The sequence below is a fragment of the Pedobacter soli genome, assembly GCF_900101435.1.
GTDB classification, from domain to species: domain Bacteria; phylum Bacteroidota; class Bacteroidia; order Sphingobacteriales; family Sphingobacteriaceae; genus Pedobacter; species Pedobacter soli.
On sequence record NZ_FMZH01000012.1, the window covers coordinates 144,913 to 160,913 of the forward strand.

Genomic DNA, 16,001 nt, shown 5'->3' on the forward strand with positions numbered 1-16,001 from the left:
GTGTTAACTCTATGCAAAGATCATGGGAGCTATTTTAAGTTTACATTAATTCTGCATCAAGCATTACTAAATCGATTTAAATATGCTTAAGAATAACATCTGCTTAATACTGATTTAATAGCTGATGCGTTACTTCGCTCCCAAAAAATTTTAATGAAAGTCTTCTATCCCTTTTTTATGCTTTGCCTGTTGTGGCAAGGTTTACAGGCGCAGCATAAACCCGAACAAGCTTATCAGTTAATAAAAAGCAATAATGCGGTACAGTATAAAAACTACTATCTGCTTACCCTTTTCCAGCAGCTTCCAGAGCTGAATAAAATGCTGAAAACAAACAGCACGCTCAAAAAAATTGCCGATACCAAAAACGCACAGGTAAGTGAGGCTTTAAAGACCTGCAAAGCCGATATTAGCTGCTATGCCAATGCTTTAAAGTTTAGTACCGAAGAAATTATAGCAATTAGCCAGGAGTTAAGCAACAGTTACAAAGAAAATAATGAACTTGGAAAACTGGTAAGCAATCACCTGATTGCTTCGGGCTGTTATAATTTGTATGCTAATGAAAATCCTAAAAACCTGCTTATAAAAGCCTGGGAACAAGATGCCAATGCCTTAAATTACACCATTGGCGTATATGTAGCAGGCAATAAACCCAATTATCCCAAAATAGATTCGATTAGTTTCAACATAAAAGATAAAGAATATGCAGAGCTTACCGCCGCAAACGCCACATTAGCTTTGCAAGGCCAAAACGAATTATTTTTTGAGCCTGCATTAAATTTTGCGCTGGTAGCTTTAGAGCTGAATGAAAGAAATGATGCCGCCGATTACGAGCCAATGATTAGCGGGGTAAACCAGCCAGCCATTAGCCAGATTAAAAAAATCGATTGGAAAAAATATCCATACAGCGTAATTCTGGTTCCCGGAGCTGGTCCTGAAGATAAAGAAACCGCCTTAAGTGCCGGAGGGATGATCCGTTGCAGGTTAGCGGCCATACAATACCTGAAAGGACAGGCGCCGTTTATTGTCGTATCTGGCGGACGCGTACACCCCTACAAAACCAAATTTAGCGAGGCGTTCGAAATGAAAAAATTTCTGATAGAAACCTTACAAATACCAGAAAGCGCGATCATTATGGAACCCCATGCCCGCCACACTACTACCAATATGCGTAACTGTATAAGGCTGATGTTCCGCTACGGCATACCTGTTGATAAACCTGCTATGGTGAGTACTGTTAAATCGCAAAGTTACTACATTACTACAGTGCTGTTAGAACGTTGTAAAAAAGAGCTTGGTTATTATCCTTATCAGAACGGGAAACGATTGAGTGATACCGAATCAGAATTCTATCCAAACACAACCTCCTTACAAATTGATTTCGACGAACCTTTAGACCCTTAGCCATGAAAATTTTGAATCCCATATTGGTACTGTTGGTCATGTTCTTTGTAGCCAAAAGCAGTAAAATGGACGGAAAAATCACTAAAAACATTACTGTCGATTCGCTGGGGGCCTGCCAGGGTATTAGCTATCAAAACGGGCGGTATTTCCTCTACGGCGACCGCGAAGTTGGCGTAATGCGCGAATATAAAATGGAAAAAGATTCGTTAAGTTATCTCTATAAAGAATACCGCTTTACTGTAAAAGGCGAAAATGTCATTAAACATCCTACCGGAATAGCCTATCATAAAGGTTTGCCTACTTTTGTGGGCAATTCAGTAAAGCAAAACGCAGCAGGAACGTTGTGGAAAGCGGTAATTAACTGCATTAACTGGGATGGATTTTTAAAAACCGGAACATTAGATGGCAATTTGCTGCAAACCATTGATGACGATGCCTGCATACAGGGTGCAAGGCCAGAATATGTAAAGTACAAAGGAAAATGGTATGTGGCTACTGCCGATTATGGCAACAAAACCAATCAGGTTCGCTTAATGGATCCGCAAGCTTTAGCTAAAGCGACTAAAACCAGCGAAAAAGGTGTGGTGGTTCAAAAATTTACCTGCTCACCCTGGGTGCAAAACCTCCACTTCATTGCCAGTAAGGGTATCCTGGTATTGATTCAAAACCAGATTGAGGGACGCAAATGGCGGTTAACGTTCCTTGATCTGGAAAAATCAATCTCCACCGGGCATGAATCAGTTTTGAGCGTAGTGGATACCGATAAGCCTGATGAACTTGAAGGTTTTACTTTTACCAACCAGGCCGATAAAGGCATTGCGGTAAGTTCTTCGCGCAAAAACAATGTTAGTTTTATGGATTTTGCGTTTGGCGGGTAGTGATATAGTTTGGAGTTGGGCGTTTGGAGTCGGGAGTTAAGGCCCCTCAACAATGAAACAATTGAACAATAAAATTTTCCGCTTAGTGGTCGGTGGCGCACCGACCACCTTACTCACCTTTACTCTAGTGGTTGGTGTCCTCACCGACCACCCGAGATTGTTAACCATCGCATGGCCTCTTCTTTACTTTCCTTTTACACATCTTCACCGTATCTTTATTCAATAGAAAAAGGAGATACATATGAATACTGAAAAAGCCATTCTTGCTGGCGGTTGTTTTTGGGGAGTAGAAGAATTGATTCGCCATTATCCGGGAGTAATTTCAACTGTAGTTGGATATACCGGTGGCGATGTACCCAATGCTACTTACCGGAACCATGGGACGCATGCTGAAGGCATCGAAATTACTTTTGACCCCACCATTTTATCATACCGCAAATTATTAGAATATTTTTTCCAGATCCACGATCCTTCAACACGTAACAGACAAGGAAATGATGTTGGTACTTCTTACCGTTCGGCTATATTTTTCGCTAACCCAACCCAGGAAGCTACTGCAAAGGAACTGATTGCCGAAATGGATGCCTCGGGTATATGGCCAGGAAAAATTGTTACAGAGGTTGTACCGGAAACGGCTTTCTGGAATGCTGAGGAGGAACACCAGGATTATTTACAGAAAAATCCTTACGGCTACACCTGCCATTTTGAAAGGCCAGACTGGAAACTATAAATTAGTTTGGAGCTGGGAGTTTAGAGTTAATTACAGCAAATACACCAAAACAAAAAGGCAATTTTCTCATCGAAAATTGCCTTTTTGTTTGCACTAATCATCGTCATCTTTTTTCTTCTTTTCGAGAATCACAAAAGCACTTCGTTTTGGTGCAGGCATTACCGATTGCTCGCCCTTAACTGATTTCCACACCACTTCATTTAAGTCTAAATCAGGTGCCGAATCTTCTTTTGCAAAATTGAAAAATTCTGAACGCCTGCTGCTTTCGTTAACAGCCACATTCCGGGTATCCAAATCAATAAGGGGTTGTAAAACGTTGTAAGGCGTAAAATCTGGCTTCGCCGTAAAGCATTCGTACAAAGGCATTGCTCCGGCATCATACTGGCTCATTGGCGGCAAACCTAAAATAAGCTCCATGGTACGCAAAAATCCTGAAGTAGAATACATGGTATGTACTGCTGCATTTCTTTTTACATACGGACCAATTACATAAGCCGGAGAACGGTGCGCATCAACATGGTCTGGCCCGTTTTGTGCATCATCTTCCAAAATAAATACAACAGATTCATTCCACACCTTACTGTGCGAAAGGTGTTCAATAATACGGCCTACTGCTAAATCATTATCGGCAACGGCTGCCTGAGGTGAGTATTTTCCTTTCTTCTGGCCACTGGTATGATCGTTTGAAATACGCAAAGTACTAAACTGAGGTACCGCACCGGCTACCAGTAACGAATCGAAATCGTGCTGCCAGGCATCTACACGTACCTGATCTTTAATATCCATATCAAAACCTGGCGAAGACGGGCACATATGTCTCTGCAAAGATTTAATATTGGCTTTATCGTAAGAACCAAACTCGCCATAACTGCGGTAACTTATCCCAGCCCGCTGGCAATAATCCCAGATAAAACCTCCTTTGGGATAGGTTACAGGTCTGCCGCCTTCGAAATTGGTACTGCCGCCGCGGGCACCATAGCTGGTTGGCCATGTTTTTTCTACCACATCGGTTGCATAAGCCGCCATACTCCAGTTATGCCCATCGGCACTTACTTCGGCATCTACATAAAAATTATCAAGCAATACAAAGTTCTCGGCCAAAGCATGCTGATTAGGCGTTACTTTGCGTCCGAAAAGAGTTAGCGTAGAATCGCCGTTGCCTTTTTTAATATCGCCCAACACCTGATCGTAAGTACGATTTTCTTTAATGATATAGAAAACATGTTTGATTGGCGATTTTTCACCCTGTTTTCTGGGAATCGGGTTTCCGGCTTCACCATCGGCAGTTATCGCCCTTTTATCGCTGAAAGGTGTATTGGCATAAACTTGTTTGGTATACACTTTTAATTGCTCGGGCTTTGGCGCATCGATAAAGGATAAAGTACCTTTAAACAAACCGGCAATGTATTGCAATCTGCTATTGGCCGTGCTCCCCATGTGGTAATCGCTGTTATCTACTTTCGAAACGGGTTGTGGTCCTTTCGGGTTCGCCATTGAAGTATTGCCCTTACCATTGGTAACCAACACCTTCGAGCCTAAAACCTTAACACTGGTTGGGTACCAGCCTACAGGTATAAAACCCTGACTCTGGCTCACCCCTGGTTTACTTACATCGAAAACAGCCAGGCAATTGTTATCGGCATTGGCAATGTATAAAGTTTTTTCATTGCTACTCAAAGCCAAACCATTGGTAGTTGAGCCCGTTAACTGGGTAGCATAAAGCGTGGTAGAAATGGTTTCAATTACCTTGTTGCTAAGTGTATTGACTACCGAAACCGTATTGTCGTTTGCATTGGCTACATATAGGATATTACCTTTTTTATTAAGCAAAAGCTCATTAGGGTGGTCGCCAACGGGGATTTGCTGAACAATGCTTTCTGATTGCAAATCAACAACCGCAACTGCTTTTCCACCCCAAAGCGAAACATATAATTTGCGTTCATCGGCAGCCAGTGCACAACTATAGGCGATAGCCGGAAGTTGTACCCGTTTTAAAATCTTTTTAGCCACTGGATCGATGATATACAAGGCACTGTCTTCTTTAGTAACCGTAAATAATTTACTGTTGTTTTTATTTACGACGATGCCGGCCGGACATATTTTACCTTTCGGCCAAACCGGCCCCAAAGTAATGGTATCGCTCTTGCCCAGTTTATTGTTCTCAATGTTAAAATCCAGAATCCAGTTGTCGTTACCACCCGATGCGTAGAGGTGTTTTTCATCTTTACTAAAAGCAATGCCGTACCACGATTTGGCCAGCACCTTTTCATCGATAATTTGTTCGGTTTTAGGATTGATAAGCTGCAACGACTGCGTACTCTGACCGTTGTTGGTGATGGCCAGGTATTTACCCGATGCACTCAGTTGCATGTTTAAGGGTAAATCGCCAAGTTGTACCGAATGCCCCGCCGGGCTTAATTTCCAGCCATTGGGTAACAAAATTTGTTGTGTAGTTTCATTTTTACCAGGCCATTGTGCAAAACCACGCTGTACCAGCAAAAACGTTAAAAGAATAAGGATATATGATTTTTTCATTGTTTTGATTTTTGAAAAATTACCGGTGAAGATTAAAGTTTACCAGGGCCCTGATACTATAACCATTCCCCGAAGCTACGTTGCCGATTTCGCGTATCGCTGCAGGAGAGGTAACCTGACTCCGTGTAGCATAAAAAACCGGTCCTCCGGAAATAGAAAAGGAAAGTTTACTGTGGTTAGGCTCCAGATTAATAGATGGGCCAATTAACAGTTTTGCACCTCCTTCTGCCTCGTCTTTTTCCCAAAAACCTTCCAAATCCTGACCAAGGGCTTCGAAACCCAGATATAAAGCGCTTGAAATGCGATGCTGAAAGCCGATGCTGGTGATGAAATCTAGCTTATCTCTTGTGCGGCTAAAGGCTTTTTCAAAACGTAAATTACCCGCCATGCGCCAATTGGTACGATCGAAAGCGGCTGTGATACGACTAATGGCCGAACCAGTGTTAGACCAATCTCTGCTTAAACCAAGGCCCGCTCCCAATCTAAAGCCCGAAATACCTTTGCCACCTATTAAATCCCTGATTACCTCGGCTTGCTCTGCAGAAGCTACGCCACCACCATTGGCAAAACCCAGGGCAGCTGTGGCGTACAAAGTAAAACGGCTTCCTAAATAACCTTTAACCCCAAATTGTTGACCTAAACCATCATAACCAAACTGTCCGTTAGCACGTTCGCCGTAACTACCCGAGTAATGGATATTCCAGCGCGGGTTTTCCGCAGTAAGGGTGTTTATCGTAAATAGAAAGGGTTGGGCAGCATCATTACCCGTTTTTAATACCGGGTTAATGGTTGCCTGATTCTGAGCTGAACAATTGATTGCAAATGCAGCAAAAACAGCTGCAAAAAATATCTTTTTCATTTAAAAATAGCTGAAGCTGTTAAAATTTGGTTTCGTTTAACAAAGGCGATTGACTTGCGTTTACCTGATAGGTTTTAATCTTATCATTTTCATCAACCTCTACAATCCTGTAGCCTTTGTAAGCCGTGCCCCAGTTGCCGCCAATGTGCGCATCAAAAAAGTGTGGTAACTTGTCGGTATAAAATACAGCGTCTAAACTGTGGTCGTGGCCATGAAATACAGCCTTTACATTAGCGTAGCTATGCAAAAGTTTAATAGTATCGGGGCACTCAACAAATGGGCTCTCTGGCACCCAGAAATGTGGCGGAATATGCAACACCACAAATACAGTTTTTAAATCTTTAAACTTATCCAGCTCCTGCTTTAAAAAATCGTTGTTCGGGCAGCGGTATGTTCCCTTAGTATCTGATGTATTGGCCAAAACAAAACCTACTCCGTTTTTTTCGAAAGAAAAATCATCCTCATAACCAAAAACCGATTTCCAGAGTGGAGTATCGGCATGGTCGTGGTTACCTGGTACCGCATAAAAAGGAACTTTTAAACGGTCGTAATAATCCTTTTTAACTTCTTTCAGTAATTCAGGTCTATCGTGTACCAGATCGCCGTTGATAATTACAAAATTCAGCGGATTTTGCTCATGCGATGCATTAAGCCATTTTACAATATTCTCGTGGTGAAGTTTATACTCAGTTCCCGGTTGTCCGTAATGCCCGTCGGATGCGATGGCAAAACGAAGTTTTGGCCCTTTTCCCGTTGTGGCTGGAATACTGTTTTCTTCAGCAAATGAAGGGAGCACTGGTGATAAACCGGCCACTACTGCAGCAGCCAGACCACTTTTTAGAAAAAACCGTCTGTTAGACATAATAATTAAATATGTTTTGTTTCAACTGGCAAAATTCGGCCAGTCAAGCTTCTTAAACATAAATTTAATGTTATGATTAGGTTAACAGAACCTTATCTGTGTATCAATTTTATAACAAAGAACCTGCGCTAAAGAAATGATCTGTGTATGCAGTGCGTCTGGTAAGAAAGAAAATGGTCCGTGGCGACTCGAACCACGGCACCCGCATTCCGTGTATACCGTGTCTCTGTGGCAAAAAAAGATATGATTCGTGGTGACACAGGCCATGATTTATAAATCTGTGTATTCCAGATATTAAATATAAAATCTGCGCTTATCTTCTTATATCTGCGGGAGAATGACAGGAGTTTCCCGCTGATACCGCAGATTTCGCTGATGAGTATTCAACAGTGTTAATGACTCGAATATCTGAATACTACAAATGAAAAGCATTCCGTGTGTACCGTGCCTCAGTGGCTAAAAAGAAAAAAGTATTCTGTGGCGTCACTGTCTCCGTGGCAAGAAAAAAGATATGATCCGTGGAGACACGGATCATGACTTTAAAAAATAACAATCGCTTGTTTCACCATTAAATATCCTGCCAGTGCAAATAGAAATATGGCGATAGATTTATTGATAATCAAACTGCTCAGTGCAAATTTTTCCTGAATATAAGTAGCAAAGTGTGCATATAAATACAAGGCCAGTGCCGAACCAACGCCCGAACCCAGGCTGAAAATCACCAGCGAAAGATAATCCGTTTCAATCCATTGGTGTAAAATTACGTAGTTACCAAAAAACAACCAGAACGGAATCTGAACAGGATTGAGTATTCCTAAAATCAATCCGTAAAGTACACTTCCACTCCGTTTATCTTCTTTTGTGTTGCTTGTTTTTGGCACTTTCTTCCGGTTTTTCCAGGTGATGGTACCCATTACCAGAAACATCACAATCATAAAGCAATCTACCAAAGTGCTCAACCGGACCTCACTAACGGCCTCATTTGGATTGATATCACTCATCGCCCAACGGGCAAAACGCATCATACCAAAGGTAAAAAACACTTCCACACAGGAGAAGGACAAAATGAAGTACCAAACCTGCCGCATACCTTTATTGATGGCAAGTTGTGCAACAGTGAGATTGATGTTACCTGGGGGGATATACCCCATTGCGTTAAGGATAATGCCTATGAAAAACGTTAGAAAAAGCATTGCCGAAATTATGGATTTAAATTTAAATGCGCAGCCAAATATTTTCCGGTATACGAATTTTCTACTTTAACCAGCTCTTCGGGTACCCCTTCAAATACCACATTACCACCACCATCGCCACCTTCCGCACCAATATCGATTACCCAATCGGCACATTTAATCATATCCATATTGTGTTCGATCACCAAAATGGTATTGCCTTGTTCAATCAGCGTATTTAATGCTTTTAAAAGTTTTTTAATATCATGGAAATGCAAACCGGTAGTCGGTTCATCAAAAATAAATACCGTTTTATTGGCATTATTACCCTTAATCAGAAACGAAGCCAGCTTAATCCGCTGTGCCTCACCGCCTGACAAAGTATTTGACGATTGCCCCAGATGTACGTAGCCTAAACCCACATCAACCAGCGGGTTTAACTTATTCAGGATTTTTTGTTCGTCTTTAAAGAAATCGACTGCTTCATCAATGGTCATGTCCAGAATTTCAGAAACATTTTTTTCTTTATAGGTTACATCCAACACCTGTTGTTTAAAACGTTTGCCGTTACAGGCCTCGCAAGGCAGGTAAATATCGGCCATAAACTGCATTTCGATCTTCACTTCACCTTCTCCCTGACAAACATCGCAGCGCCCACCTTCTACGTTAAATGAGAAAGCAGCAGGTTTCAGTCCGGCAGCTTTTGCAGCAGCCAATCCCGAAAACAAAGCACGGATATCATCCCAGGCTTTAACATAAGTAACCGGATTTGAACGGCTTGAGCGGCCAATCGGGTTTTGATCCACCAGTTCTACGGCACTTACCAAATCGTAATTACCAAAAATACCGTCGTACGCACCTGTTTGTTCGCCTGCATAGTTTCCAATTGCCTTTTGTAGCGCCGGATATAAAATCTTTTTAACTAAACTGGTTTTTCCAGAGCCGGAAACCCCACTTACCGCGGTAAATACACCTAATGGAAATTTAACATCGATATTTTTAAGGTTGTTCTCTCTCGCTCCTTTAATCAGAATATGGTCTTTCCATTTACGGCGCTGCGCAGGAATGGCAATTTTCTCCAAACCAGCCAGGTAACGACCGGTTAAACTGTTTTTATCTTTTAAAATCTCTTCGTAATCGCCACTGAAAACCAGGTTACCGCCATGAGTACCTGCCTCCGGGCCAATATCAATAATGTGATCGGCTGCACGCATCATTTCTTCTTCGTGCTCTACCACCAAAACGGTATTGCCCACATTACGTAAAGAGACTAAAACTTCAATTAATTTGTTGGTATCGCGCGGGTGTAAACCAATACTCGGCTCATCTAAAACATACACCGATCCTACTAAACTACTGCCCAGCGAAGTGGCCAGATTTATCCTTTGCGATTCTCCACCTGACAAGGTGTTAGACAAGCGGTTTAAAGTAAGGTAGCCCAAACCAACATTGTTTAAATAGAGAAAACGGTTATCGATTTCGGCCAGTAAACGTTTGGCTATTTTAGCATCGTTTACACTTAATTTTAGCTCATTAAAGAAAACCAGTGCTTTCGATAGCGGCATTAAAACCACATCAATAATCGATTTTCCGGCAATCTTAACATACGATGCATCTTTGCGCAGGCGCGAGCCTTTACAATCAGGGCAAGTTGTTTTTCCACGGTAGCGTGATAACATTACACGATACTGTATTTTATAGGTCTGCTCTTCCAGTTCTTTGAAAAAAGCATCCAGTCCTTCAAAATATTTATTTCCTGTCCACAATAGCTGCTGTTCCTTTTCAGTTAAAGCGCTGTAAGGCCTGTGTATCGGGAAATCGAATTTTGGCGCTGCTTTTACAAAGTTCTGCAGCCAAACACCCATTTTTTCGCCACGCCATGGGGCAATGGCATTGTCGTAAACACTTTTGCTTTTATCCGGAATAACCAGGTCTTCATCAATGCCAATTACATTGCCATAACCTTCGCAACGTTTGCAGGCCCCGTAAGGATTATTGAAAGAGAAAAAGTTAGGAGTAGGTTCTTCAAAACGAATTCCATCCAATTCAAATCGATCGCTGAAATGTTTGGTTTCGCCTTCGGCTTCTACATAACAATCGCCCTTACCTTCAAAAAAGGCAGTTTGCGCCGAATCTGCCAAACGGCTTAACGTTTCTTCTTCCTGATTGGTTACAATCCTGTCGATCAGGATCTGAACTGTTTTATCGTCAGTTAGTTCAACATCTTTAAAACCGGCATCATCTAAAATACCTTCTATTTTTTCAATTTTATTGTTTATGCGTACCCTTAAAAAGCCCTTTTGCAACAAAATGGCCAGTTCTTCTTTAATGGTGCGGTTATTATGCGGGTAAAGCGGACAGAAAATGGTTACCGTCGTATCTTCTGGCATGGCATTAACATAATCTACCACGGTGCTTACCGAATCTTTTTTTACTTCATTGCCCGAAACCGGCGAAATGGTTTTACCAATACGCGAAAAAAGCAACTTCAGGTAATCGTAAATCTCGGTCGAAGTACCTACCGTTGAGCGCGGGTTTGAAGTAATTACTTTCTGCTCAATTGCAATTGCCGGGGCTATACCTTTAATATAATCTACATCCGGTTTATTCATCCGCCCCATAAACTGACGTGCATACGACGATAAACTTTCTACGTACCGGCGTTGTCCTTCTGCGTATAAAGTATCGAATGCGAGCGAAGATTTGCCCGACCCCGACATACCTGTTACCACTACCAATTTATTTTTTGGAATGGCCACATCGATGTTTTTAAGGTTGTGCACACGGGCACCTTTTATAATAATATTTCTATGCGGATCTTTTTCGGCCTCTTTTTTGCTCATGTATTCTAAAGGATATAAAGGTATAAACCCAACAAAGTAATTTGGGTTTTAAGAAGATACAAAAATAGGGTACTGGGATGGTTAATTTATTTTTTAACATTTTATTTTTTGTTTTTTGATAAAAAAATAACTTTCTTTGAACATTAACAACCTCAGAACCAAACTAACACATTTCAAAAACATAGGAGAGCAGCTATAGAAATTATACATCTACAAATTAATTTTTAGCAAACAGTACGGGATTTAGTGTAGGTAAACCTATGAATTTACAATCATATAATGATCAGGACCTGGTAAAGGTATATATTGCCGGGAATGAGAGCGGATTGCAGGAACTTTTAAAAAGACATAAAAGTAAAATTTATACTTCTATCTACTTATTGGTGAAAGACCAATATCTGGCGGAGGATATTTTTCAGGATGCTTTTATCAAAGTGATTAACACCCTGCGATCAGGAAGGTATAACGAAGAAGGTAAGTTTTTACCATGGGTAATGCGTATTGCGCATAACCTGGTTATCGATTATTTCAGGAAAGAAAAAAGAACACCCATTATCACCAGTTCTGATGGAATGGATGTATTCAATATGCTACACTTTTATGATGAGAGTGCAGAAGACAGGATGCTCCGCGACCAAACCCATAAAGATTTAAAGGCGATGATCCATTTATTGCCTGATGAGCAGAAAGAAGTGCTTTTAATGCGTCATTATGCCGATTTGAGCTTTAAGGAAATAGCCGATTTAACCGATGTAAGTATCAATACAGCCCTTGGTCGTATGCGTTACGCATTGAGCAATCTGCGCAAAATGCTTAAAACAAAGGAGGTGAGCTATAAAGGGTAGCGTAATTGTTACATAAAATATAGTAGGGGTTGAAATAAAGCATCTGAACTATCGTTAAGTTTATAAAACTTATCGCGTTTGCTTATGACAAAAACCTCTACATCAAAAAACAATGTAAATTTACCAACCCCGAACATGTTTCAGCCTAAAATGGATATGGAATCTGACGCAGAAATCGACTTATTTTATGAGCAAATCAAAAGTAAGTTAGATAGGCTGGCTAAAAACCCACAAGATGAAACCATCAATAAGATTTTAGCCTACAGCAGGTCTTTATAAAATTTACACTAGTCAAAGAGGTTGCTCCACAGGGTGGGGCAACCTTTTTTTATGCAATCTGGTTAATGATCAATGGTTGATAGTTAATAGTCCAATTATCTATTCTGCCATGAAGTATTGACCATCGACTACGCCCCCGTCTTAAAAGCAAACAGCCTGACTACCCGGATAAATGGCCTAATTTTTACATTCCCTTAAAATAAAAAGCCCTACCTTTACATAGTGTAATTTTAACACTAAGCGCAATGAATAAAAACTTACTTCCACTCACTTTAGGCGGTTTAGGCATCGGTATAACAGAGTTCGTAATGATGGGCTTGCTTCCCGATATTGCAAACGATTTAAGGGTAAGCATCCCCGAAGCCGGTCATTTAATTTCGGCCTATGCCCTCGGTGTAGTAATTGGTGCGCCTCTACTGATTATGATTGCGGGTAAATATCCACCTAAAATGATATTAATTGCCCTGATGATTATGTTCACGGTTTTTAATGCATTTTCGGCCTTTGCCCCTACTTTCAACACTTTGTTTATTGCACGCTTACTTTCAGGTTTACCACATGGTGCGTTTTTCGGTGTGGGTTCTGTAGTAGCCAGCAGAATTGCCGAGAAAGGGAAAGCCGCACAAGCGGTATCGCTCATGTTTATGGGCTTAACCATTGCCAATATTGTTGGTGTACCTCTGGGTACTTTTATCGGGCACAACTTCTCCTGGCGCATCTCTTTTGCTGTAGTGGTATTGGTTGGGCTGATTACTTTATTAAGCTTAAAACTTTGGCTACCTGCTTTAGAAGCTACCAAAAACCGCGATCTAAAAGCAGAATTGAGTTTCTTCAAAAAAAGAGATGCCTGGATTATCATTTTCATGATTTCTATTGGTACAGGCGGCTTGTTTACCTGGTATAGCTATATCGCTCCGTTAATGACCGAAGTTGCCCATTTCTCGGCCAACGCGGTAACCTATATATTAATGCTTGCGGGTTTAGGTATGATGTTCGGCAACTACGTTGGTGGTCGACTGGCTGATAAATTTTCGCCGGCTAAAGCTTCTGCTGCCTTATTAATCACTATGGTGGTTACCTTAACCATCGTGCATTTTGTTTCGGCTAGTCAGCCATTGGCTTTAATCATGACCTTTATTACCGGCGCCGTCGCTTTCTCATTAGCTGCCCCTATCCAGATGTTGATGATTCAGAGCGCTAAAGGATCCGAAATGCTGGCCGCATCGGCTAGTCAGGCAAGTTTTAACATTGGTAATGCATTGGGTGCCTTTTTTGGTGGCCTTCCGCTGGTTTATGGTTACGACTATACTTCGCCGGCCTACGTTGGCGCTGCAATGGCCCTGGTAGGTGCTTTGTTTGCCTTCTGGTTAATTAAAAGCAACAGCAAGAAACCCGTAACCAAAACTACAGTAACCGAAGAAGAAGAAACCGAAGAACAATTTGTAGTGATGCATTAGGTTTTAGGAGCGCGATCCCGAAGCTTCCTTTACCGAAGTTTTGATTTCACGAGGCAACAAGCCCATACAGTCAGCAAAATAGATTTCATAACCTTAAGCTTTAAAATTCCAGTTAATTAAAGGCAGTTTTCTTTTCTGGTTTACATTCCAAAGCCCAACCTGCAAGCCCTTTAAATTTTTGCTTTTATTAAATAATCCAATCTGTATCCCACGGCTTTTTAACACGTCGTTGCTTAATAAACCAATTTGAATGCCTTTGTAATCTACAGCACTATTACCTATACCCACCTGCAATCCGTTTCCTTTATGCACATCATTAAACATGGAGAGTTGTAGGCCATTCTGCTTTTTAATTATAGTACCCACAATCGAAATAGATATACCATTTGAAGCATACAAATATTGCCCGATAGCACCAACCGTTAACCCGTTTACTATACAATCTCCGCAAACTGTTCCCGAACCGGAAATATTTAAACCATTGATCTTCTCGGTAAACTCAAACTCCCTGACACTAAAAAGATTATCATTTTCATTTATAGGGCTACGGGGTATAAGCGGTAGCAATAAACCCAAACCAATCAACTCTAACCTCGTTCCATTAGTTACTACATTAGTATGTGTTTCTTTAAATCCCGAAGCAATTCCAAATGAAAGCCCTGTTATTTGGGCATTGCCCTGATGGAATGTTGCTGCAGGAAAATGATTTTTTCTGTCCTGACCATAACCTTTTACGCCGGAATAAAGAAAGATCAGCATAATTAATATAAGTCTGTTGTTCATGATATTTTGAATTAGTTTATAACCAAAGATCGACAGTTAAAAACAAGCAATTTATCTTTAAAAATTACAACAGCTTCCATTTATCCTCTATAAAGCATCATACCGTCCATTAATTACCCTAAAAGATTAATACAAAATCACTTATTAATCTAAAAAACTTGATTGATGATATAATTACCTTATCTTCATTTCATAAATTATTCTTTATGGAGAATCAGCAAGCAATATTCTTTCAAACTATTAAAGCAGCTTTGCCCGAATACCAGAATATGGCGCTAAGTATAGCCGAAGAACTGGGCATCAGCACCAACGAAGCTTACAAAAAAATCAGGGGCGACAGCAATCTCACGCTTCAGCAGATTATTAAACTGTCTGATTCTTTTAATGTACCTTTTGTATATAGTCCAAAGCAATCTTTATCCGTTACCTTCAATTACCTCAGTGTAAACGAAGACCTCAACATGGTTAATTACCTGAAAGACTTGCTCGATAACCTTCAAACCATTAAAAACAGCAAGCAAAAGCACATTACCATTACTACCGATGATATTCCGGTATTTCACTTTTTTAAGTACCCTGAATTAACCAGTTTTAAATTGTTTTTCTGGGCAAACAGTGTCAATAACTTCGAAGTTCCGTTTAATTCGACCTTTCTGTCGGATGAGATCATCGAAATATCAAAAACATTGCATGCTACTTATTTAGAAATTCCCAGTACAGAAATATGGTCGAAAGATACCATAACCGGCACTTTAGAACAGATCAGGTATGCTTTTGAAGCCGGCCACCTGAACGACACCGAACTGGCCGTTAAAATTGTAGAGCAGGTAAAATATTGCCTTACCGATATGAACATGTACGCCATTGGCAGCAAAAAAACCATTGACCCCAACCATACTTTTAACTGGTACAACTGCGATGTGCTGGGTAGCATTGCCTACCTGGTCGATTTCAAAGACCGCATGGCCTGTTACAACCGTTTCAATACCTTTAACTATTTACGTACCGAAGACCAATCATACTGCCTGCAAACCAGGAAATGGATGCAGGGATTGATTATGAAATCTGTTTCGTTCAGCGGTCAGGGAGAAAAGCATCGTAACAAATACCTGTACAGTGCCTTTTCCGAATGCGATAAACTATTGCAGGAGATTGGTCAGGCACAGGGTTAGTTTTGATTTGGCATAAATAATAACCAATTATCAATGCGTTGAGCGTTTGGCGGCTGGCGTTTGGTGTTGGTTTACCAAACTAGATTAACGCAAGGCCCTTCGACTCCGCTCAGGGTGACAGCGCGTTTGGAGTTTGCAGTTGTGAGTTTGGACGGAGACAGTTAACCAATTTAAACAATTAACCA

Annotated in this window: 13 protein-coding genes; 7 read left to right on the forward strand and 6 right to left on the reverse strand. The window is 40.9% G+C overall.

Annotated features, from left to right (window positions below):
• Window positions 1-153: 153 nt before the first annotated feature.
• The 3 genes from BLR37_RS21110 (at window position 154) to msrA (ending at window position 3,009) form a co-directional block, all read left to right on the forward strand.
• The gene (locus BLR37_RS21110; protein WP_090772098.1) at window positions 154-1,401 is read left to right on the forward strand and encodes a YdcF family protein; all 1,248 of its coding nucleotides are present in this window, start codon (window positions 154-156) and stop codon (window positions 1,399-1,401) included.
• Between the two features lie 2 nt (window positions 1,402-1,403).
• On the forward strand, window positions 1,404-2,279 hold the full coding sequence (locus tag BLR37_RS21115) for a hypothetical protein (RefSeq protein ID WP_090772100.1): 876 nt from the start codon (window positions 1,404-1,406) through the stop codon (window positions 2,277-2,279).
• Between the two features lie 241 nt (window positions 2,280-2,520).
• Window positions 2,521-3,009 (forward strand): peptide-methionine (S)-S-oxide reductase MsrA, encoded by a 489-nt coding sequence (gene msrA / locus BLR37_RS21120; RefSeq protein ID WP_090772102.1) that lies wholly within the window; start codon window positions 2,521-2,523, stop codon window positions 3,007-3,009.
• 93 nt (window positions 3,010-3,102) lie between these two features.
• Here msrA and BLR37_RS21125 read toward each other — a convergent pair whose 3' ends face one another.
• The 5 genes from BLR37_RS21125 to uvrA all read right to left on the reverse strand — a co-directional run bounded on the left by BLR37_RS21125 (window position 3,103) and on the right by uvrA (window position 11,280).
• Window positions 3,103-5,544 (reverse strand): bifunctional YncE family protein/alkaline phosphatase family protein, encoded by a 2,442-nt coding sequence (locus BLR37_RS21125; protein WP_090772104.1) that lies wholly within the window; start codon window positions 5,542-5,544, stop codon window positions 3,103-3,105.
• 19 nt (window positions 5,545-5,563) lie between these two features.
• Window positions 5,564-6,403, reverse strand: a complete 840-nt coding sequence (locus tag BLR37_RS21130) for a hypothetical protein (protein WP_090772107.1) — start codon at window positions 6,401-6,403, stop codon at window positions 5,564-5,566.
• A gap of 19 nt (window positions 6,404-6,422) precedes the next feature.
• On the reverse strand, window positions 6,423-7,265 hold the full coding sequence (locus BLR37_RS21135) for a metallophosphoesterase family protein (RefSeq protein ID WP_090772109.1): 843 nt from the start codon (window positions 7,263-7,265) through the stop codon (window positions 6,423-6,425).
• A 539-nt stretch (window positions 7,266-7,804) separates the two neighbouring features.
• On the reverse strand, window positions 7,805-8,416 hold the full coding sequence (locus BLR37_RS21140; protein ID WP_244154725.1) for a LysE family transporter: 612 nt from the start codon (window positions 8,414-8,416) through the stop codon (window positions 7,805-7,807).
• Between the two features lie 50 nt (window positions 8,417-8,466).
• On the reverse strand, window positions 8,467-11,280 hold the full coding sequence (gene uvrA, locus BLR37_RS21145) for an excinuclease ABC subunit UvrA (RefSeq protein ID WP_090772113.1): 2,814 nt from the start codon (window positions 11,278-11,280) through the stop codon (window positions 8,467-8,469).
• 260 nt (window positions 11,281-11,540) lie between these two features.
• On the opposite strand from uvrA, the gene BLR37_RS21150 reads away from it, so the two are divergent.
• The 3 genes from BLR37_RS21150 to BLR37_RS21160 all read left to right on the forward strand — a co-directional run bounded on the left by BLR37_RS21150 (window position 11,541) and on the right by BLR37_RS21160 (window position 13,861).
• Window positions 11,541-12,125 (forward strand): RNA polymerase sigma factor, encoded by a 585-nt coding sequence (locus BLR37_RS21150; RefSeq protein ID WP_039483301.1) that lies wholly within the window; start codon window positions 11,541-11,543, stop codon window positions 12,123-12,125.
• 84 nt (window positions 12,126-12,209) lie between these two features.
• Window positions 12,210-12,404, forward strand: a complete 195-nt coding sequence (locus BLR37_RS21155) for a hypothetical protein (protein ID WP_039483298.1) — start codon at window positions 12,210-12,212, stop codon at window positions 12,402-12,404.
• Between the two features lie 245 nt (window positions 12,405-12,649).
• Window positions 12,650-13,861, forward strand: a complete 1,212-nt coding sequence (locus BLR37_RS21160; protein WP_090772115.1) for an MFS transporter — start codon at window positions 12,650-12,652, stop codon at window positions 13,859-13,861.
• A 93-nt stretch (window positions 13,862-13,954) separates the two neighbouring features.
• Here BLR37_RS21160 and BLR37_RS21165 read toward each other — a convergent pair whose 3' ends face one another.
• Entirely contained in the window at window positions 13,955-14,644 is a 690-nt protein-coding gene (locus tag BLR37_RS21165; protein ID WP_090772118.1) for an LA_2272 family surface repeat-containing protein, read from the reverse strand.
• A gap of 206 nt (window positions 14,645-14,850) precedes the next feature.
• Here BLR37_RS21165 and BLR37_RS21170 point away from each other — a divergent pair, with 206 nt between their 5' ends.
• Window positions 14,851-15,816 carry a helix-turn-helix domain-containing protein gene (locus BLR37_RS21170; RefSeq protein WP_090772120.1) on the forward strand — a complete coding sequence of 322 codons (966 nt, stop codon included), beginning with the start codon at window positions 14,851-14,853 and terminating at the stop codon, window positions 15,814-15,816.
• Window positions 15,817-16,001 lie beyond the last annotated feature (185 nt).